Consider the following 20,490-nt stretch of genomic DNA (forward strand, 5'->3'; position numbering starts at 1 on the left):
ACTGTTCTTTTGCCGAGGGTTCAATTAAAATCGAACCATGGCCCATGATATTGCAGATCTACCTCATCCCTCCTGCGAGCAGATGAAGCTCACGGATGTCCTCTTCGCCTTGAGCGATCCTGAACGGCTGGAGATTGTGCGGCAGGTTGCCGATGGTCCGATCGAAATGGCGCAGTGCCATCTCCTGGACCCGCGGACGCCCAAATCGACGAAATCACATCACATGAAGGTGCTGCGCGAGGCGGGCGTCCTGCGCAATGAGATCATGGGCCGGGGTCGCCGGCTGACCCTTCGCCGGGAGGATCTCGAGGCGAAATTTCCCGGCCTGATCCAGTCCGTTCTCTCCGCTGCGGTGCCTGTTTCTTCCGACTGAACCGTCAGGCAAGAACGGAGGCTAGAAATTCCCGTGTGCGCTCCTGGCTCGGCGCCTCGAAGATCCTTTCAGGCGCGCCCTCCTCGCAGATGCGCCCTTTGTCGAAGAAGCAGACCCGGTCGGACACCTCACGGGCAAAGCGCATCTCGTGTGTGACCAGGAGCATGGTCAGATCATGCTCATGGGCAAGATCGCGAATGACCGAGAGAACTTCGCCCACCAATTGCGGATCCAGCGCCGAGGTAGGCTCGTCGAAGAGGAGGACACGCGGCCGCATGGCCATGGCGCGGGCGATCGCCACCCGCTGCTGCTGCCCGCCCGACAATTGCACCGGATAGTGATCCTTCTTGTCCGCCAGCCCCACCATCTGCAACAGCTCGATGGCCCGTGCCTCGGCCTCGGCGCGCGCCATGCCCAGAACACGAACGGGCGCCTCGACGATATTGCGCAGGACTGTCATGTGCGGAAACAGGTTGAAGCTCTGAAAGACCATGCCGACATGGTTGCGGATTTGCCGAAGATGCCTTTCGGATGCCTGGAAGCGCCCCTTGGCGCCCGGTTCGTGGTAGGAGATGCCGTCGAGCGTGAGGCGGCCCTCCTGGAATGGCTCCAGCGTCATGAGGATGCGCAGCACCGTCGACTTGCCCGATCCGGAGGGTCCGATCAGGGTCACTTTTTCGCCCTGCGCGACCTGAAAGTTGAATTGATCGAGCACCGTCAAGATGCCGAAGCGCTTGGTCACGTCGGAAAAGTCGATGAGAGGGCTGGTCTTAGTCTCGGTCATCGCATGGGGATCCCTGCTTTGGGGAGCTTTTTCTGCAGGCGGTGAAGGCCGGCCGAGCAGATCAGCGTCAGGAGAAGGAAGATCACGCCAACCAGTGTCAGCGGAACGAGATATTCGAAGGTTCTTTCGCCGATCATGTTCGCAAGGCCCATCATCTCGAGCACAGTGACGACGGACAGAACCGGGGTTTCCTTGATCATCGCCACCAGGTAATTGCCCATGGCAGGGACGATGCGCGGGATCGCCTGCGGAATGATGATGTCCCGATAGGTCTGCATGCGCGTGAGGTTCAACGCGGTGGCAGCTTCCCACTGGCCGTAATGGACCGCTTCAATGCCGCCGCGATAGACTTCCGAGGTATAGGCTGCGTATTGCAGGCCGAGCGCCAGAGCCCCGGTCAGGAAAGCCGGCAGCACGACGCCGAATTCAGGCAGCACGTAATAGAGGAAGAAGAGCTGCACAAGGAGCGGCGTATCCCGCAGGAACTCCACGATGATGGCGGTGGTCCAGGAGACGGATTTCAGGCGGCTTCGCCGCAGCAAGGCGAAGACAAGGCCGAGGACGAGCGCGATGGCGAAGCCGGCCGCCGCGGCTTTGAGCGTCACCGTCAGGCCGATCAGAAGGATCGGGAGGATGGACAGGGCATAGGTGACCCAGCTCGTCGTATCCCATTCATAACCGTACATCATGATGTGGATCTCCTCACGGCTGCGCCTCGCGGGGGAAGACATTGCCGCGCCGGACCAGACGCTCGATCACCTTGATCACCGCCATCAGCAGCAGGGACATGGCAAAATAGCCGACCAGGGTGACGGAATAGATGCTTGCGCTGTCCAATGTCAGGTTGCGGATGGATTGTGCGGCGAAGGTCAGGTCGGCAATCGAGATCAGCGAGACCAGCGAGGAGAGTTTCAGCGTTTCGATTGCAAGATTGCCGAAGGCAGGCATCATCTCCACAATCGCCTGCGGCAGGGAAATGCGAAACAGCGTCTGAAAACGGCCGAAATTGAGCGCCCGGGCCGCCTCCAATTGCTGGACCGAAACCGATGCCAGGGCGCCGCGCACGATTTCTGCGCCATAACCGCCAGCATGGGCGGCCAGCACGAAGATGCCGGTGGTGATCGGGTCAAAGCTGAAGCCGATAAGCGGCAGTGCGTAGTAGAACCAGAAGAGCTGCACGAACAGCGACGTGCCGCGAAACACTTCCGTGTAGCAGAGCGCCACCTTTGACAGGATTGGCCCACCCTCGGCCCGCATGATGCCGAAGAAAAAGGCCAGACAGGCGCCAATGACGATGGCCGCCAGCGTGATCGACATGGTCACGAGCGCGCCTTGCCACAGCATCGGCAGATAGGTTGCCCAGTTCATCGGGAAATCTCTCCAAAGCGTGTGGAGCGGCGCCTGATCCTTGCCAGGCGCCGCGCTCCGTTATTTGCCGGCGCAGAGATCGGCGACCGACTTCTCCGCAGCCGCGGCAATGCTCTGTTCGGAGAGACCATATTTCGTCAGGATCTGCTTGTATTCATCCGTCTTGCGGAATTCCACCAGAGCCGCATTGAAGGCATCGCGCAGGTCCTTATCTTCCGGGCGGAAGGCGAAGCCGCCATAATTGCGCACCGGGGCGTCCTTCACGACGGGATCGGTGAATGGCTGGACCTGTTCGACATTCGTCTGGTCCTTGGCCAGTTCCGATACAGTTAGCTCGGTGGCGGCATAGGCGTCGACACGGCTCTGAACGGTGGGGATCGCATCCGCATTGGCCGGGATGAAGACGATCTGGTCATCCTTGACACCTACGGCGCGCAGGAAATCGACATTGTTCGCGCCCGAGACCACAGCCACTTTCAAGGATGGATCCTTGGCAATATCGGCATAGGTGGTGAGGCCCTTGGGATTGCCCTTCTTGACGAGAAGTCCTTCGCCATATGAGGAATTCGGCTCGGTGAAGGCGACCTGCTTGCAGCGCTCGGGCGAAATATTCTGTTCTGCCGCGGCAAAATCGAAGCGCTTCGCCTTCAGTCCGGGGATCAGCGTTCCGAACGGCGTTACCGTCCAGTTGACCTCGTTGACGCCGATCGATTTCAGGACGGCGTTCGCAACGTCCGGGCCGATTCCTGCCGAAGTGCCGTCCGGCTGCATGTAGGAATAGGGAACCTCGTTGGCGGTGGCGGCCCGGATATAGCCCTGCTCCTTGACTTCATCGAGTGTGAGCGCGTTTGCCGCGCCGATGCCGATCGTGAGGGCAAGTGCGGAAATGCCGGCGAGTTTGGTGATATGCATGTCAATCTCCTCTGGTTGTGGTTCGCGGTCTGTTTTCAGATCTCGCTTTTTGCGGTTTCAGTCGGCTGTCTCCAGGACGGTGGCGACAACAGAAAGACAATCGCCGGCCTTGACGAGACCGGGGACGTGACGCGCGGCAAGCACGCCATCCATCGCGGCGCGATAGGTCACCGGTGCGAGACCCGTCTTGCCGATGGGGTAGACACAGGCAATGACCTCGCCTGCCTTGACGGCGTCGCCGAGATCGCGCGTAAAGGCGATCAGACCGGCATCTTCCGCGAATGTGAAACAGTCGCTGGAGGGCATGTCCAGCCAGCAGGTCGGCGCGCGCTCCGGCTCGCCCTCCAGTATCCTTGCGTGTCGCAGCAGGTTAAGGGCGCCTTTGCGAGCGATGCCGATGGTCCTGGCACTTGCCGTTCCTGCGCCGCCCAGTTCGGTCGTGACGAAGACCTTGCCCATCTCCTCGACAGTGGTGTCGAGCATTCCGACGGCATCGATCTCCAGCATTTTCATCGAGAAGGGGGCGTTGAAGGCACCCACCGCATCGAAGCAGCGGGTCTCCTGATCCTTGTCGGCAAGCTCATGGGCCGCCGCATAGGGCAGGAAATCCAGCGTGCGTCCGCCGGAATGGAAGTCGAGGACAATATCGGCCATCGGCACCAGATGGCGCGTCACGTAATCGGCGATCTTCTCCGTGACGCTGCCATCCGGCCGGCCGGGAAAACTGCGGTTGAGATTGCCGCGATCGATCGGCGAGGTCCTCGTTCCGGCACAGAAGGCGGGGTAATTGAGGGCAGGGACGATGATGATGCGGCCGCTGACCTCGGCAGGATCGAGCGTCTGCGCCAGTTCGAACAGGGCCGCCGGCCCCTCATATTCGTCGCCGTGATTGGCGCCCGTCAGAAGCGCTGTCTGCCCCTCGCCATTGGCAATGACGCAGATCGGGATCATCACCGACCCCCAGGCGCTGTCATCCCGGCTGTAGGGCAGGCGCAAATGACCGTGCTGAACGCCTTTTCCATTGAAGTCGACGGTGGCGACGATGGGGGATGGTCGGGAGAGACTGGCAAGCATCGTTTAATCCTTCACGAACAGCTTGCGCGGCGCGTTGGAGAGGCATTCGACACCGGTTTCGGTGATCGCGATGCTTTCGGTGATCTCCAGGCCCATATCGTCCAGCCACAGGCCGGTCATGAAATGGAAGGTCATTCCCGGCTTCAATTCCGTGCGATCCCCCGGCCGCAGACTCATGGTGCGCTCGCCCCAATCCGGCGGGTAGGACAGCCCGATCGGATAGCCGGTGCGGTTGTCCTTGACGATGCCGTACCTCTTCAGGACGGCGAAGAAGGCATTGGCAATATCCTCGCAGGTATTGCCGGGTCGTGCCGCGGCAAGGCCGGCCTCCATACCTTCCAGCGTCGCCTTCTCCGCATCGAGAAAGGCCTGGGTGGGCTTGCCGAGAAAGACGGTGCGCGACAGGGGGCAGTGGTAGCGCTTGTAGGCGCCGGCGATCTCGAAGAAGGTGCCTTCTCCGACACGCATGGGCTTGTCGTCCCAGGTCAGGTGCGGGGCGGATGCGTCGGCGCCGGATGGCAGGAGCGGGACGATGGCGGGATAATCGCCGCCGAATTCCGGCGTGCCGCGAATGCCGGCATCATAAATTTCCGCAACCAAATCGCATTTGCGCATGCCGGGCTCGACCACGTCGACAATACGCTGATGCATGAGTTCGACGATTTTGCCGGCCTTGCGCATGTAATCGAGTTCCGTCGGGCTCTTGACGGCGCGCTGCCAGTTAACGAGACCGGCGGCGTCCTTGAACCGCGCATTCGGAAGATGGGCCTGCAGCGATGCAAAAGCCGCAGCCGAGAAATAGTAATTGTCCATCTCGACGCCGATCGACGTCGACGACCAGCCCCGCTCGCCGATGATCTGCGACAGGAGATCCATCGGATGGCGCTCGGTCGACTGCACGTAGTGATCGGGATAGCCGATGATATTGTCGTGGTCGAGATAGGCGGTCCGCTTGGCGCCATTGCCATCCTGCTTGCGGCCGTACCAGACCGGCTCCCCTTCCGGGGGCACAAGCACGCATTGATGCACATAAAAAGACCATCCGTCATAGCCCGTCAGCCAGTGCATATTGGACGGGTCGGTGACGATCAAAAGGTCGATGCCAGCCTTCTCCATGGCGCGGCGCGTCTTGGCCAGCCGGTCCGCATATTCCTCGCGGGTAAAATTCAGCGTCAGGCTCATGCTGCGCCTCCCCTGTTCCTATCGGTTGAAAACCTGTGGCCGCGGCCCGCCTCGTGAGCGCGCCGGAGCGCGAGATTGGCAATGGCCGTATCCTGGACGCCGGTTCCGGTAAGGTCGGCGAAAGTGATGTCCTCGTCGCCGCGCCTGCCTGTGGCTTTTTTGCAGATGACGGCGCCGAGTTCGGCGAAGCTCTGGTCCGCCGCAGCCGTCCCGGCCTCGATGGCGTGATGCAATTCCCCGAGAATGCGGGTCTGCGACAGGCGGTCCGCGATATAGATCGCGCGCCCGAAGAGCGCCGGATCCACCTCGTTCTTGTGTTCTGCATCCGAGCCCATCGCGGTGAGATGCTGGCCGTGCTCCAGCCAGTCGGCCGCGAGGATCGGCGCCTGCGCCGGCGTGGTGGTAACGATGATATCGACACCCTGAACGGCATCGCGGGCAGTCTCGGCTGCCACGATCTCTATGCCGAATTCGTCTGCCGCCGCAGCGGCAAACTGCACCGCTTTGGCCGGATCCCGGGCCCAGACCCGCGCCGCGCGGATTGGCCGGACCAGCATCAGTGCAGCCAGTTGCTGGCGCGCCTGCGCGCCGGCACCAAGGATGGCGGCGGTCGATGCCTGCTGTCGGGAGAGGTGACGCGCGGCCACGGCGCCGGCCGCGGCGGTGCGAATATCCGTCAGATAGCCATTGTCCAGAAGCAGGGCCTCGACGAGGCCGGTGCGCGCGTTGAACAGGATCATCAGCCCGTTCAGGCTCGGAAGGCCAAGCTTGGGATTGTCGAAGAAGCCGGGGCTGACTTTGATCGCGAACCCGTCCAGGCCCGGAACATAAGCGGTCTTGACGTCCACCTCACCGCGAAATTCCGGTATGTCCAGCCGCAGAATGGGCGGCATGGCCACTGGCTTGGTAGCCAGCGCGGCAAAGGCCTCCTCGATGCAATCCACCGCCGAAAGATCGAGCGGGACGAGGCTTTTGAGATCTTCTTCGCTGAGGATCAGCATGTCCAGCGCCCCTGCAGAATTTGCCGGTGCAGCGCCGGATCGATATTGCCGCCGGATACGATCACGGCCGTGGGGCCGGACACGGAGAGACGGTCGGCAAGAAGAGCAGCTATTCCGACAGCGCCGGCACCTTCGAGCGTGAGCGCGTCTTTGCTCGCCGCATGACGGATGCCTGCGGCAATCTCCTCCTCATTAAGAAGAATGACCTCATCAAGAAGGCTGCGGCAGAGTGCGAAGGTGACGGCATTGGCGTCGCCGATGCCGCCGCCCAGCGAATCCGCCAGGGTCTGTTCCTCGCGAATGGCGACCGGTCGTCCGGCGGCGATGGCGGCATGCATGGCCGCGCCGCGCTGCATCGAAATCCCGATGACGCGCGTCGATGGCTTCAATGCCTTCACAGCAACGGCGATCCCGCCGGCAAGACCGCCGCCGGAGAGAGGCACGAGGATGGTTGCGACGTCCGGCAGGTCCTCAAGTACTTCCAGGCCGATGGTTCCCTGTCCCGCGACGACCTGCACATGATCGAAGGGTGGAATGGCGATGAGGCCGTCTCTGGCTGCCAGTCGATCGACTTCTGCCTGCGCATCGTCCTGAGACATCCCGACGATTTTGACCTCGGCGCCGAGCGCCCGGATGGCTTCCACCTTGTTGGCCGGAACAAGCGCCGACATGCAAACCGTGGCCGGGAGACCCAGATGGCGGGCGGCAAAGGCGACGGCGCGACCATGATTGCCCGTCGAGGCCGTGACCAGGCCACAGCGGCGCTCCGCCTCGTCCAGCGACAGGATGGCATTCATCGCGCCGCGCAATTTAAAGGCACCGATGGGCTGCTCCGTCTCCAGTTTCAGCCAGACGGCGTGGCCGCAATGCCGCGAAAGACTGTCCGACCGGATCAGCCGGGTGCGTGTGACGGCACCGGCGATCCGCGTTGCGGCCGCTTGCACGTCCGCCAGCCGGACCGGCGGGGGAGTGTTCAACGTCGCGTGATGGAGCTGTTCCCTCTTCATGATTGTCATGTTGAGAGCGAAACAAAAACATGTCAATTATTATATTGTAATGATGCAATCATTCCGACAGGCTCAGCTGAGCACGCCGATATCATAGACCGGCGGAAGCTGCTCGAATGTCTGGCGCACCACTGTCAGGGCCCGCACGAGGCCGGCATCGCTCAACCGCCCGCCGAGGCAGATGCGGATGCCACCCCCATGGCCGGCGCCGGCGATGAAAGGCTCCGACGGCGTAACGGCGACCTTTTGATGATTGAGCGCCCGGACAAGGCCATCCTCCGTCCAATGCGGTGGAACTTTCAGCCAGGCGCAGAGGGAAAGCGGATGGGTGGAGGCGATCTGGTCGTTCAATATGTCGGCGGCGATCTGCTGACGGCGCCGCGCCTCTTCGCGTTGAACCGCCACCAATTGCGCGGCAATGCCGGTCTCGACCCATCGTGTGGCGATCTCTCCGGTCAGATAGGTGCCGCTCCAGCTCGAGACGCGCAAGATCGAGGCTGCCCGGATGGAATAGGCGGGAGGCACCACAAGATACCCGACGCGCAGACCCGTCATCACGGTCTTGGTAAAGCTGGTGATGAAGAAGCCGAGCTCGGGAAGCATGTCGGTGATCGACGGCAGGTCGTCGTCGAGCATGGGGCGATAGACCTCGTCTTCGACCACGAAAATCCCATGCCGCGCGGCGATGGCGGCGATCGCCTGCCGGCGGCCCGGGCCCGAAACGTGACTGGTCGGATTGTTCAGGCTGGGAATGAGAACCAGGGCTCGCACGCCGCCAGCCGCACAAGCCGCCTCAAGGGCCTCCGGTATGATCCCCTCCTCATCCGTCGGCAGCCCCTTGATACCAAAGCCAAGCACGTTCGACAGGCCGATCACGCCGTGATCGGTCAGGTTCTCGCAAAGCACCACGTCGCCTGGCCGCACGATGCAGCTCAGAGCCAGGAAGATGCCGTGGGCGGCGCCGTTGGTCACCAGAATCCGGTCGATGCCCGCCGTCACGTTGAGCGATGCCAGCCAGACGCGGGCAGCGTCACGATGACGGTCGAGCCCGGCGATGGGACGACACGGGCGCATGAAGGCCGCATTATCGCCCTCGGAGAGCGCATGCAGGATCTCGCGCGAGGCGGTCTCATGCGCATCGAGATAGACGCCGCGGATAATCGACAGGTCCAGCACCTCATCGGGGCTGTGGTCCAGCATCATTCGCCCGGCGCGCTCGGTGACACGGGCCCTGACAAAGGTTCCGCGGCCGATCTCCCCGCTGAGATAGCCGAGCCGCTCCGCCTCCTTGTAGGAAAGGCTGACTGTCTGCACCGATAATCCGAGGTCACGGGCAAGGTCGCGATGCGTTGGCATGCGATCCATCGGCTTCAGAACGCCGCTCTCGATATCGGCGATGATGCATGCGGTGAGAGCCGCGTGCTTCGTCTCGCCGCGCTGCTTGGCCAGGCTCGGCTTCCACGCGATCGGCTTGGCGAGCATGTCCGCCGGAACCGCAGGATTGGCTTGATAACGCATGAAATTGTCTCGTTCGAATTGAGGCGCATTTCATGACATTATGCACGCTTTTGCGTAAAAGATAAGCAGGCGCGCGAAAATCAACCGGGACCGGCGACATATTTGCCGCTCCCGGTGACTGACCAGACAGAACCGACCCCGCCAAACAACAAGGGCCGAGCAGGCGAGGGGATCAGGCTGTCGCGCGCTCCCGTGCCAGTTCATCCATGACGGAGCGCACGGCGGCTTCGGCAATGGCGACCATCTCGTCGACATCGTCCTTGGTCGTGACGAGCGGCGGGGCAAAGCCGAGTATGTCGCCGTGCGGCATGGCGCGCGCGATGAGGCCGCGGCTGCGCGCCGCTTTCGATACGCGTGCGCCGACAGTGAGATTGGCGGCAAACCGCGTCTTCTTCTCCCGATCCGCAACGAATTCGACGGCCCCCATCAGGCCGACGCCGCGCACTTCTCCGACGATCGGCAGTTGGGCGAAGGCGGCCTTCAGCCGTTCCTGGAAATAGGCCCCGACGGTGCGCGCATTGCCGGGCAGGTTCTCGCCCTCGACGATGTCGAGCACGGCATTGGCCGCCGCCGCGCCGATTGGATGCCCAGAATAGGTATAGCCATGCGAGAATGCTCCAACCCGGTCGGCACCCTCTTCCAGAACCTTGTAGACCTTCTCCCCGACAATGGCCGCAGAAAGCGGGAAATAGGCCGAGGTGAGGCCCTTGGCGACGGTGATAAGGTCAGGTTCGATCCCGTAATGCTCGGAACCGAACATGGAGCCCGTGCGACCGAAGCCGGTGATCACTTCATCGGCAATCAGCAGGATGTCGTACTTCTTCAGGACCTTTTGCACCTCTTCCCAATAGCCCTGCGGCGGCGGGGTGATACCGCCCGTTCCCAGAACCGGTTCGGCAATGAAGGCGCCGATCGTGTCGGGGTCTTCGCGCAGGATCATCGCTTCGAGCTCGGCGGCGCGACGCCTGGAGAAATCCGCTTCGGTCTCGCCAGCTTCGGCGCCCCAGTAATGATGCGGGGCTCCGGTGTGCAGGATACCGGCCCGCGGCAGATCCATGTGATCATGGTAAAAACTCATGCCGGTCATCGAACCGGAGACAACGCTGCAGCCATGATAGCCGCGCTCGCGCGAAATGATCTTCTTCTTGTTGGGCTTGCCGCGCAGGTTGCTGTAATACCAGACGAGCTTCGCCTGCGTCTCATTGGCGTCCGAACCGGACATGCCGTAGAAGACCTTGCTCATCTTGCCGGGCGCCATCTTCACCAGCCGGTCCGACAGGATGGCCAGCTCTTCCGTCGTGTGGGCGGCGTAGGTGTGGTAATAGGCGAGGCGGTGGGCCTGACGGGAAATGGCCTCGGCGACTTCGGTGCGTCCATAGCCGATATTGACGCAGTAGAGGCCGGCAAAGCCATCGATCAGCTGGTTTCCGTGAACATCCTGGATGCGGATGCCCTTGCCGGTTTCAACGATGGTCGGATCGCCCATCTTGCCGCTGGCAAAATCCTTGAGCTGCGTGAACGGGTGAAGAACCGCATTGCGGTCCATCTCTGCGATCTGTTGGGGCGTGGCGGTCATTCTTCTATTCCTTTCATGCAGCAAGATTGCCGAAGCAGACATATTTGGCTTCGAGATATTCGAGGATGCCGTGGCGCGATCCCTCGCGGCCCAGGCCGGACTGCTTCCATCCGCCGAACGGAATGGGGGCTCCGGTAAATTTCGGCGTATTGACGGCGACCATGCCGTAGTCCAGCCGGTCGGTCAGGCGCATCGCGCGCGCAAGATCGTTGGTGTAGACATAGGCGGCCAGACCCATTTCGGTGGCATTGGCCCGCGCGAGAACCTCGTCTTCCGTGTCGAAGGGCAGGATCGCGGCGACAGGACCGAATGTCTCTTCCCGGGCAATCAGCATGTCGTCGGTGACATCGGCGAGCACCGTCGGCGCGACAAAATTGCCGCCGAGCGGGCTGTCCTGACCACCGCAGACGAGGCGCGCTCCGGCCGAGAGCGCCTCGGCAATCTGCTGCCGGCACTTCTGCGCGACGGAGGGTCTTGTCATGGGACCGATATCCGTTCCGGCTTGAAGGCCGTGGCCGACAGTCAGGCTTGCGGCAGCCTCCGCGAACTGCGTGACAAAGCGGTCGTAGACGCGGCGTTGGACATAGATCCTGTTCGCCGCAAGGCAGTCCTGGCCGGAGGTTGCGAATTTTGCGCCGAGGCAACCTTTGACGGCCTTTGGCAGATCCGCATCCTCGAAAAGAAGGAAGGGTGCATGGCCGCCAAGTTCCAGCGAGGCCTTCTTGATGGTCTGGGCCGATTGCGAGAGCAGAATGCGGCCAACCTCCGTCGAGCCGGTGAAGGAGAAGGCCCGTACGGCCGTGTGCTCCAGCAGACGGCGCGCAAGGGGTGCCGCTTCCCCCGTTATGACCTGGAAGACGCCGGCGGGGATGCCCGCTTCCTGCGCCAGTCTGGCAAGAGCCAGGGCCGAGAGCGGGGTCTCAGGGGCTGGCTTCACGATCATCGTGCAGCCCGCCGCCAGGGCGGCACCGGCCTTTCTCGTGATCATCGCGGACGGAAAATTCCACGGCGTGATGGCCACTGTCACGCCCAATGGCTGCATCTGCACAGAAAGCCGGCTGTCGGCCAGATGGCTCGGGATCGTCTCGCCATAGGCACGCTCCGCCTCTCCGGCGAACCAGTCCAGAAAGCTCGCGGCATATGCGATCTCGCCTTGCGATTCCGCCAGCGGCTTTCCCTGCTCAGCCGTCATGATGACCGACAGATCCTCGGCATTGTCCCGCATCAGGCGGCCCCATTCGCGCAGGATCCGGCCGCGCTCGGCTGGCCGCGTATCGCGCCATGTCAGGAAGGCCGCGCCTGCCGCCTCGACGGCGGTATCGACATCGGCTTGTGAACAGGCCGCGACACTGGCAATAAGCTCGCCGCTCGCCGGATCGACGATGCCGAGGGAATGGTCGCGTGCGATCCAATGACCGGCGAGAAAGGCGCGGTGTTCAACGAGATCGGGCCGCTTCAGCTCTTCAAGCGCTTTTTGTGCAATGCCATTCATGAAACTCTCCCAGCTGGCGACGGCGAAGAGTAACCTGTAGCTCGCGCCGTCAGACGGCGTTGACAGCTGAGCTTGCGCAGGATTTATGCAATCTAATCGAGAAAAGCGGAGAATTTCTGCATGGCGACACTGGACAGGGCGGATCGGGCATTGCTTGAGGCGGTGCAGGCGAACAACCGGCTGACATCGGAGGAACTGGCGGCGATCGTCAATCTTTCTGCGACGGCATGCCAGCGGCGACTGAAGCGGCTGCGGGAAGAAGGGGTGATCGAGGCGGATGTGTCGATCGTATCGCCCAAAGCGGTCGGCCGCGGTATCACCATGATCGTCACTGTTTCTCTGGAGCGCGAGCGTGCGGATATTGTCGACAGGTTCAAGGCGGCGATCCGAGCGACGAAGGAGGTCATGATCGGCTTCTACGTTACCGGCGATGCGGACTTCATCCTGGTGATCACGGCAAAGGACATGGAGGATTACGAGGCCTTCACGCGCCGCTTCTTCTATGAGAACCATGACATCAAGGGCTTCAAGACCATGGTCGTCATGGATCGGGTGAAAGCGGGCTTTGCATTTCCTATTCAAGACTGAGGAAATACAGAGGTGCGACAAGGTCCGGTTAGTCTTGCTGTGGCAGAGTTGAACCTTGTCGGGAAGAAACGGGGCTGCGCCGACAGCTTTAGATTGACGCCTCGTGCCAAAGGTTCTACGCCTTCAAGCGCCGCCGCTGATCTGCGCGACCTGTTGGACCGACCCTCTTGGCTGATCCCAGGCGTTCAGGATCTGGAGGGCAGGCAAGGTGATATGTCGGACTTCGGTGGATAGAACGTGATGGTAGGCGACAACAGCGTTTCTGCAGAGCCATCGTTGGAGCAATTGCCAGACCTCCTGGATAGCCAGGCAAGGTTGCTGGTCGCCATGGCGAATGAGAAGCGTCTGCAGATCCTGAAGATCATTTCCGAAAAAGAGATGGGTGTAGGCGAACTGGCCATGCAGGTCGGCTTGAGCCAATCCGCTTTATCCCAGCATCTCGCCAAGCTTCGCGCGGATGCACTGGTGACGGCGCGGCGAGAATCGCAAACCATCTATTATTCGACGCAGCATGTGGGCGTCCGCCGGATCCTGTCGACGCTGGAAGAACTGTATTCGAAAGCTGAACCAGGGACCGGGGTCGCCTCCTGACGGAAGCGAGCTTCCGCATGCCGCAGGGACACGGGCTTTCGCATCAGAAAATCGACGGCGCACGGTCTCTTGCAACGGCAGCCGGCACGACAATGCCGGCATAGCGGACCGGATCTCCGCTTCTGTTGCGGAAGACCCGCGCAAAACAGACGACATCCTTGTAGTAGCCGTCCAGTCCACACACCCGATAGGAGTCCTGCTGCGGTCTGTGCAGCACAATACAGTCCCGTATGGTCTTCGCCAGGCGTGGCCGGTCTATAGGGTGCACGCGTGAGAGATAGGTTTCGACGGGCAGGCCCTGCTCTGCCTGAAGCGCATCCAATCCGAACAGTTCTGCAAGCGCATGGTCGGCATACAGAATATTGTCGGGAATGTCCCAGGTGAACAGACCCGTTTCGGGAACCTCAAAATCCTGCGCCGCATAGACTGTCTCCGCGGGACACATGCGCTCTCCTCTTGCACCACTACCCACAAGTGTATTCTAGGGTTCCTGAAGGCAACTTCAAGGTAAGTGGCTTACCAAGGTAGGGTCTTGTTGCCGCTAACGAGCGGCGGTTGGTGCTTCCTGCCAGGTCATCAGCTTGGCCAGAATCCGATCGACGATCTCGGCCGCCGGTCGATCGATATCGACCTCCACCGCTTCGTCGGGGCCTGGAGTTTCGAGCGCCTGAAACTGGCTGTCCAGCAAGGACATCGGCATGAAATGGCCACTGCGGTGCGCCATGCGTGCGGCAATGACTTGCCGGCTTCCGGAAAGATGGACGAAAACGACCGCACCGCCGGCGCCGGACCTGATCCTGTCGCGATAGACGCGTTTGAGAGCGGAACAGCCGATGATCAGCGGCGCGTCCCGGTTCAATGTCTGTGCGATCCGATCGAGCCAGGGCCATCGGTCCTCGTCCGTCAGCGGCGTGCCGAGACGCATTTTCTCGACGGATTGCGGCGAATGGAGATCGTCGCCATCCCGATACGGCATGCCGAGGCGCTGCGACAGCATGGCCCCGATGGTCGACTTGCCGCTGCCTGCAACGCCCATCACAACGATCCGTGAGGTCACAGGCATGCGGTTACTCCGCCATCGACATAGAGGATGTGGCCATTGACGAAGCTCGACGCGTCGGAGGCGAGGAAAATACAGGCGCCCTGCAACTCCTCGACTCTGCCCCAACGGCCGGCCGGCGTTCGCTTCTCGAGCCAGGCGGAAAAGGCGGGATCCGCGACCAAAGCGGCGTTGAGCGGCGTGTCGAAATAGCCGGGAGCGATGGCGTTGCAGTTGAGGCCATAGCGAGCCCAGTCGGTTGCCATGCCCTTGGTCAGGTTGGCAACGGCACCCTTCGTCGCCGTATAGGGCGCGATCGAAGGTCGCGCCAGGGCCGACTGAACACTGGCAATGTTGATGATCCTGCCCCGGCCTCGGCCGATCATATGGCGCGCGACCGCCTGGCCCACATGAAAGACGCTGGCAATATTGGTCTGGAGAAGGCGCTCGAAGGCATCGGCCGGGAAATCCTCCAGCGGCGCCCGGTGCTGCATGCCGGCATTGTTGACCAGGATGTCGATGGACAGGCCCTTGGCTTCATGGTCGTCTATGGCTAGGCGGACTGCTTGATGATCCGTCGCGTCGAAAGAGAGCGTATCAGAGCCGTCGATCGTCGCTGCGGCCGCTTCCAGCCGGTCGCGGTTGCGGCCGTTCAGCACGACCTTGGCACCGGCATTCGCCAGGCCCTGGGCCAGCGCAAAGCCGATCCCCTGCGAGGAGCCGGTGATCAGCGCCCGCTTGCCCTCCAGATTGAACAGGTTGATGGTCAAACTCTCGTCCTCTCCCATGCCGAAAGATGCGCCGTCCGCCTCGGCGTTCGCCGCCACTGGATGATGGATCGCTGATCAATGTCAAGCGGCGAGTGCGGACCCGTTACAGAGGCGCGGAACGGTCATAAAGCTCCGGTCCTTCCATCTGCCCGCTCTGCCCTGCCACCGATCAAGATGGCTACTCTGTTGGCCGCGAACCTAGCCCTCTGACCTCGACTGCGAAGCGCGCTTCGATCCAGCGTCCGGGCGAAATCTCGGCGAGCCCCTCTTCCTCTTCCGTCAGGGAGGCTCGGTCGAGTGCGCCGGCCCGGTGGGAGACCGGCTCAAGGCAGAGATAGTCCGGCATTCGGTGGACAGCGAGATGCGGAAGCCCGAGCGCGTAGGTCATCTCCACCATAAAGCCGCGATCCCGGACGATCTGTGCTCGCGACCATGCCGCAAGATGGATCGTATAGCCTGCCACATCCGGCAGAAGATCCTTGCGGCGCAGTTCGGGTGCAGCGCCGTTCGGCAGGTTCTGGCCGTCGAGGGGATAGGTCAGCTTCGCATCGGTGGAGGCCCTGTCGAACAGCGCTGCATCGAAATAGGGATGCCAGCCGAGACCGCCCGGCATGACGTCGCGGCCGGTATTGATCAGCCGCAGAGCGACTGTCAGCCTGTCGCCATCGATTGCGAAATCCTGCTCCGCCCGGAAATCGAAGGGCCAATCCTCGTCGGCCGCATAGTCGAGGACCAGACCGATCGCGTTCCGATCCCGGTGGCTGACGGTCCAGACGCGCCGATGGGCTGGTCCGTGCATGCCATCCGGCTTGAGCGCCGGATGCGGGGCGAGCCGGTAGCTCTTGCCGGCGTGCCGCAGCACACCGCCTCTCACCCGGTTGTGGAACGGAAACAACGGATAGGCGCCCGCCTTCGGCCACTCGAAAGGCGCGAAGGGCTCGCTCGACATCGGCACCAGAATATCGCCCAGGTCACGGTGCCAGAGGCGGCTCATGCGGCCGCCGGCGGCCGGGCGAAAGGCGGCGCGCAGGGCGCTCTCGCCAATCGTGACGTCGCCTGCCGCGTTTCGGGCGTCAGGCGAAGGCATAGGAACCGTCGGGCCGTTTGGGGACGCGCCTTTGCCAATGGATGTATCCATCCTCCTGCATGGCCTTCTCATCCATCTCGACGCCCCAGCCGGGCCTGTCCGGCCTCAGTTCCAGATAGCCGTCCTTGGGCAGGTAGGGATCGACCACATAGCGCGTCTCGTCCTCCCGGCTCTCGATCTCCGTACCGCCATAGACATAGCACTGGCCTTTCGGCAGACGATATTCGAGGATGCGAAAGTTCTGCGTGGCCGCGGCGAAGTGAACATTGACCGCGGTCGCCAGGGGTCCCATGGGATTATGCGGCGCGATACTGACGAAATGCGCTTCAGCCAGAACGGCAATCTTGCGCATTTCCGTGATCCCGCCCACCACGCAGATATCCGGCTGCACCCAGTCGGCGCCCTTCACCTGCAGAAGGCGCAGGAATTCATATCGGCTGTAGAGCGATTCGCCCGTGGCCAGCGTGCAGTTCAGGCCCTGTTTCAGCTCGCCCCAGGCCTCGAAATTTTCCGGCCGCAGCGGCTCTTCGAAGAACAAAAGATCGTAAGGGGCAAGCGCGTTGCCGAGTTGCCGGGCCGCGGCGGGCTCGAAGATTTTCGCATGCGCATCGAAGGCGATGTCGTAATCTGCGCGCACGGTCTCGCGCAGCGTCCGGAAATAGTCCGCCGATGAGCGGATTACCTCTCCCCAGCGGTTCGCATGGATATCGATCCTCCAGGGGCTGAGCTTGAAGGCGTTGAAACCCCAGCCCTCGTTCAGCCGGTCGAACTCATCGCGCGCAGCCGGCGCATCGGGGGCGGTGTAGACGCCGGCATAGACGCGGATGCGATCGCGCACAGCGCCGCCAAGGAGCTTGTAGACCGGAACGTTCAAGGCCTTGGCGGCGAGGTCCCAGAGGCAATGGTCGATTGCCGAGATTGCCGACAATCCAAGTGCGCCGGGCGGGAAGCGGCATTGCTGGACCAGCAGGTTGACGAGATATTCGACCCGGGTCGGATCCTGCCCGGCGACGAAGCCGTAAAGATAGTCCAGAAGCGGCGGCAGGGCGAGGTCGGGGCCGTGATTGTAACATTCGCCCCAGCCTGTCAGCCCATCATCGGTATCCAGTGCGACGATGACCCTCGGGCGATCCTTGTCCCGCGTCACATGGACCCGCATTCGATCAATTTTCATCAGACGGCCTCATGCACGAAAATAATTGCGGCGCTGAAGGCGGGTCTGAACATACAGATGCTCGCCATAGGTGCCGGGATTGTAGGACTTGGAACTCTCCGGCACGGGAATGGACACATTGCCTTCGCTCGGGAAGCGCGCCACGAAGTCCTCGTCGATGTCGCAGCCGAGACCGGGGGCGTCGGGAACTGCGAGAAAGCCGTCCGTCTGAACCGGATGCGGCACGATCGTGTGCTGGCGCCCCTCCCAGTCATCGTCGATGCGCTCGAGGATCAGCGCATTGGGGATGGACGCCAGAACATGCAGGGCTGCATATTCGGCAACCGGACCCAGCGAGCCGGAATGCGGCGCCATCTGGATGTGATGGGCTTCCGCCATGGCGGCGATCTTCTTCATCTGCGTAATGCCGCCGGCTCGCCCCGTATCCGGCTGGATGATGTCCACCAGTTCCTGCTCGATCAGCTGGCGCTCACCGAATATGGTGGCGCTGCGCTCGCCTGCCGCAAGCGGGATATGGGCGGCATCGCGGATGCGGCGATAGCCTTCGACATTGTCCGGCGCGATGGGATCTTCTACCCAGAGCAATTCGTACGGCTCCAATGCGCGCACGAGACGGCAGGCATCTGCCGGCGTCATCCAAGGCGGGCCGTGCAGATCGATCGCGATATCGATCTCGTCGCCGAGCGCCTCGCGCAGGCGCGCCACCTTGCGAACCGGATCGGCAACGCCGCCGCACTTGATCGCCTTGATGCCGCGGGATTTGACCGCCAGCGCCCGCTCGGGCGTATTGGCATGCGAGTAGATCGGAATGCGGTCGCGCATCTTGCCGCCGAGCAGCATCCAGACTGGCACGCCAAGCGCCTTCCCCTTGATATCCCAGAGCGCCATGTCGATGCCGGTCATCGCCCCGGCTCCCACAGTGCCGAGCATGCCATGGCCCATCATGGCGATCGCCATCTTCTGCCAGAGCTTTTCGATATGTGCGGGATCCTCGCCGATCAGCAGCGGCGCGAGATCCTTGATCGCCGTCTCGATCACGCGCGGCCAGCCGGAGCATTCGCCGATGCCGGTTATGCCCTCGTCGGTCTCGATCTTCAGGAACAGCCAGTTGCGCGTGCCTTCGAGCTTGTGCTGCGTAACGTGCTCGGCATGCCCGTCGGAGGCCCATTTGGATGGGTCCGGCTGGCCGGCATGCATCAGAAAGGTACGGATTGCCGTGATCTTCATCGTGCGGAGCTTCCATTCTTGATAGTGGGGGATTCGACATAGCGGAACCGTCGCGAGCGGTCGCGATCGCGCGGATCAGGCCGCGGGATCGCTGAGAGAAGTGCCTGGGTATAGGGGTGATCGGGGGCGTTGCAGACCTTCTCGGCCTCGCCCACTTCAACGATCTTGCCGCGATACATCACGCCCACCCGATCGCACATGTAACGGATGACACCGATATCGTGGCTGATGAAGATATAGGCGAGGCCGAGCTGGTCCTGCAGCTTCATCAGCAGATCGAGGACCTGGAAGCGCACGGATACGTCGAGCGCCGAGGTTGCCTCGTCGGCGACGATAATGCGCGGATTGAGGGTGATGGCGCGCGCAATGCCGATGCGCTGGCGCTGACCGCCGGAAAAGGCATGTGGGTAACGCTCGCGCCCACGCGGATCGAGACCAACCTGTTCCATCAGGTGGCTGACGCGCTCGTCGAGCTCCTTGCCGCGTGCAATGCCGTTGACGAGCAGCGGCTCGCCAATGACCTGGGCCACCGTCATGCGGGGATTGAGCGAGCCGAACGGATCCTGGAACACCATTCGCAATTCCCGACGCGCCGCCTTGAGCGCTGCCCCCTCGATCTTGGCCAGATCGACGACCGTCCCGTCCGCCTTGCGGTAGAGAATTTCGCCGGCGGTCGGATCGTAGAGGCGCATGATCGCACGGCCCATCGTCGTCTTGCCCGATCCGCTTTCCCCGACAATGCCGAGGGTTTCGCCCGGCAGAAGCGAGATCGACACATTATCCAGCGCCTTGACGGTCCCGAAATCCTGCGTGAGGTTCCTGACTTCGAGGATCGGCGCCGCGCTGCGATCGAGCGGCGGGCGCGCCAGCCTGATCTCGGCCTTCTGCTCCAGTTTCAGCACGGAGCCGATGAGCATCTTGGTGTAGTCATCCTGCGGCGAGTGGAAGATCTGCTCCACCGGCCCGTATTCTTTCGCCACTCCGTGATGCATCACCAGCACATCATCGGCGATCTGTGCCACCACGCCCATGTCGTGGGTGATGAAGAGCACGGCCATGCCGGTCTGCTTTTGCAGCCTGGCGATCAGGTCCAGGATTTCCGCCTGGGTCGTGACGTCCAGAGCAGTCGTCGGCTCGTCCGCGATCAGCAGCTTCGGCTTGCAGGCAAGGGCCATGGCGATCATGGCGCGCTGGCGCATGCCGCCCGAATACTGGAAAGCGTAGCGGTCGATCGCCTGGTCGGGATTGGGGATTTCGACCTGTCTCAGAAGCGAGATAGCCTCCGCCCTAGCCTGTGCCTTGGTCATGCGCATGTGCAGCCGCAGGGCCTCGGTGATCTGGTCCCCCACGGTGTGGACGGGCGACAGCGATGACATGGGCTCCTGGAAGATCATGGCGATGTCGCGCCCGCGGATATCGCGGATCTGCTTGCCGCGCGGGTTCAGTGCGGCGAGATCGACCGGTGTGCCATTCTCGGTGTTCAGCAGGATGGAGCCGGACGCGATCTGGCCGGGCGCGTCGATGATCTGCAGGATCGAGCGCGCGGTCACCGACTTGCCGGACCCGCTTTCGCCGACCACGCACAAGGTCTTGCCCGCTTCGATCGAGAAGGACAGGTCATCGACGGCGCGGAACACGCCGGTGCGAAGCGGAAACTCCGTCACCAGGTTTCGCACGTCCAGAAGAGGCTTGCGGGGCGGCATGGAGACTATAGCAGACATGATCCG

21 protein-coding genes are annotated in these 20,490 nt (G+C 62.3%); 3 read left to right on the forward strand and 18 right to left on the reverse strand.

What is annotated here, in order from left to right:
* Positions 1-82 precede the first annotated feature (82 nt).
* Positions 83-373, forward strand: a complete 291-nt coding sequence (locus tag QTJ18_RS03835; protein ID WP_252751956.1) for an ArsR/SmtB family transcription factor — start codon at positions 83-85, stop codon at positions 371-373.
* A gap of 4 nt (positions 374-377) precedes the next feature.
* Here the strand turns inward: QTJ18_RS03835 and ehuA are convergent, their stop codons facing one another.
* The 11 genes from ehuA to QTJ18_RS03890 form a co-directional block, all read right to left on the reverse strand.
* Entirely contained in the window at positions 378-1,157 is a 780-nt protein-coding gene (gene ehuA / locus QTJ18_RS03840; RefSeq protein WP_252751955.1) for an ectoine/hydroxyectoine ABC transporter ATP-binding protein EhuA, read from the reverse strand.
* On the reverse strand, positions 1,154-1,846 hold the full coding sequence (ehuD, locus tag QTJ18_RS03845; protein ID WP_252751954.1) for an ectoine/hydroxyectoine ABC transporter permease subunit EhuD: 693 nt from the start codon (positions 1,844-1,846) through the stop codon (positions 1,154-1,156). Before ehuD ends, ehuA begins: the two co-directional genes overlap by 4 nt.
* A gap of 13 nt (positions 1,847-1,859) precedes the next feature.
* Positions 1,860-2,525 (reverse strand): ectoine/hydroxyectoine ABC transporter permease subunit EhuC, encoded by a 666-nt coding sequence (gene ehuC / locus QTJ18_RS03850; RefSeq protein WP_252751953.1) that lies wholly within the window; start codon positions 2,523-2,525, stop codon positions 1,860-1,862.
* A gap of 60 nt (positions 2,526-2,585) precedes the next feature.
* Complete coding sequence (ehuB, locus tag QTJ18_RS03855) at positions 2,586-3,437, reverse strand: ectoine/hydroxyectoine ABC transporter substrate-binding protein EhuB (protein ID WP_252751952.1); 852 nt, start codon at positions 3,435-3,437, stop codon at positions 2,586-2,588.
* Between the two features lie 57 nt (positions 3,438-3,494).
* Entirely contained in the window at positions 3,495-4,511 is a 1,017-nt protein-coding gene (gene doeB / locus QTJ18_RS03860) for a N(2)-acetyl-L-2,4-diaminobutanoate deacetylase DoeB (RefSeq protein ID WP_252751951.1), read from the reverse strand.
* Positions 4,512-4,514: 3 nt separating this feature from the next.
* A complete protein-coding gene (gene doeA, locus QTJ18_RS03865) occupies positions 4,515-5,693 on the reverse strand; it encodes an ectoine hydrolase DoeA (protein ID WP_252751950.1) in 1,179 nt (392 codons plus the stop codon).
* Positions 5,690-6,694 (reverse strand): ectoine utilization protein EutC, encoded by a 1,005-nt coding sequence (gene eutC, locus QTJ18_RS03870; protein ID WP_252751949.1) that lies wholly within the window; start codon positions 6,692-6,694, stop codon positions 5,690-5,692. The genes doeA and eutC overlap by 4 nt, the downstream gene beginning before the upstream one ends.
* Positions 6,688-7,710, reverse strand: a complete 1,023-nt coding sequence (eutB, locus tag QTJ18_RS03875; RefSeq protein WP_252751948.1) for a hydroxyectoine utilization dehydratase EutB — start codon at positions 7,708-7,710, stop codon at positions 6,688-6,690. Before eutB ends, eutC begins: the two co-directional genes overlap by 7 nt.
* A 63-nt stretch (positions 7,711-7,773) precedes the next feature.
* The gene (gene ehuR / locus QTJ18_RS03880; RefSeq protein WP_252751947.1) at positions 7,774-9,219 is read right to left on the reverse strand and encodes a MocR-like ectoine utilization transcription factor EhuR; all 1,446 of its coding nucleotides are present in this window, start codon (positions 9,217-9,219) and stop codon (positions 7,774-7,776) included.
* A gap of 172 nt (positions 9,220-9,391) precedes the next feature.
* Positions 9,392-10,795: an aspartate aminotransferase family protein gene (locus QTJ18_RS03885; protein ID WP_252751946.1), complete on the reverse strand. Its 1,404-nt coding sequence runs from the start codon at positions 10,793-10,795 to the stop codon at positions 9,392-9,394.
* Positions 10,796-10,808: 13 nt separating this feature from the next.
* Entirely contained in the window at positions 10,809-12,287 is a 1,479-nt protein-coding gene (locus QTJ18_RS03890; RefSeq protein WP_252751945.1) for an NAD-dependent succinate-semialdehyde dehydrogenase, read from the reverse strand.
* 120 nt (positions 12,288-12,407) lie between these two features.
* Between QTJ18_RS03890 and QTJ18_RS03895 the strand changes: the two genes are divergently transcribed.
* Complete coding sequence (locus tag QTJ18_RS03895) at positions 12,408-12,875, forward strand: Lrp/AsnC family transcriptional regulator (RefSeq protein WP_252751944.1); 468 nt, start codon at positions 12,408-12,410, stop codon at positions 12,873-12,875.
* 327 nt (positions 12,876-13,202) lie between these two features.
* Entirely contained in the window at positions 13,203-13,466 is a 264-nt protein-coding gene (locus QTJ18_RS03900) for an ArsR/SmtB family transcription factor (protein ID WP_252752406.1), read from the forward strand.
* A 43-nt stretch (positions 13,467-13,509) separates the two neighbouring features.
* Here the strand turns inward: QTJ18_RS03900 and QTJ18_RS03905 are convergent, their stop codons facing one another.
* The 7 genes from QTJ18_RS03905 to QTJ18_RS03935 form a co-directional block, all read right to left on the reverse strand.
* Positions 13,510-13,911 (reverse strand): PAS domain-containing protein, encoded by a 402-nt coding sequence (locus tag QTJ18_RS03905; protein ID WP_252751943.1) that lies wholly within the window; start codon positions 13,909-13,911, stop codon positions 13,510-13,512.
* A 96-nt stretch (positions 13,912-14,007) separates the two neighbouring features.
* Positions 14,008-14,529 (reverse strand): gluconokinase, encoded by a 522-nt coding sequence (locus QTJ18_RS03910; protein WP_252751942.1) that lies wholly within the window; start codon positions 14,527-14,529, stop codon positions 14,008-14,010.
* Positions 14,520-15,275, reverse strand: a complete 756-nt coding sequence (locus QTJ18_RS03915) for an SDR family oxidoreductase (RefSeq protein ID WP_252751941.1) — start codon at positions 15,273-15,275, stop codon at positions 14,520-14,522. Before QTJ18_RS03915 ends, QTJ18_RS03910 begins: the two co-directional genes overlap by 10 nt.
* Before the next feature lie 178 nt (positions 15,276-15,453).
* The gene (locus tag QTJ18_RS03920; protein ID WP_252751940.1) at positions 15,454-16,362 is read right to left on the reverse strand and encodes an aldose epimerase family protein; all 909 of its coding nucleotides are present in this window, start codon (positions 16,360-16,362) and stop codon (positions 15,454-15,456) included.
* A complete protein-coding gene (locus QTJ18_RS03925) occupies positions 16,349-17,536 on the reverse strand; it encodes a galactarate dehydratase (protein ID WP_252751939.1) in 1,188 nt (395 codons plus the stop codon). Before QTJ18_RS03925 ends, QTJ18_RS03920 begins: the two co-directional genes overlap by 14 nt.
* Positions 17,537-17,545: 9 nt before the next feature.
* Positions 17,546-18,763, reverse strand: a complete 1,218-nt coding sequence (locus QTJ18_RS03930; RefSeq protein WP_252751938.1) for a mandelate racemase/muconate lactonizing enzyme family protein — start codon at positions 18,761-18,763, stop codon at positions 17,546-17,548.
* Complete coding sequence (locus tag QTJ18_RS03935; protein WP_252751937.1) at positions 18,760-20,484, reverse strand: ABC transporter ATP-binding protein; 1,725 nt, start codon at positions 20,482-20,484, stop codon at positions 18,760-18,762. The genes QTJ18_RS03930 and QTJ18_RS03935 overlap by 4 nt, the downstream gene beginning before the upstream one ends.
* Positions 20,485-20,490 lie beyond the last annotated feature (6 nt).

Source organism: Rhizobium sp. SSA_523 (assembly GCF_030435705.1).
Taxonomy (GTDB): domain Bacteria; phylum Pseudomonadota; class Alphaproteobacteria; order Rhizobiales; family Rhizobiaceae; genus Neorhizobium.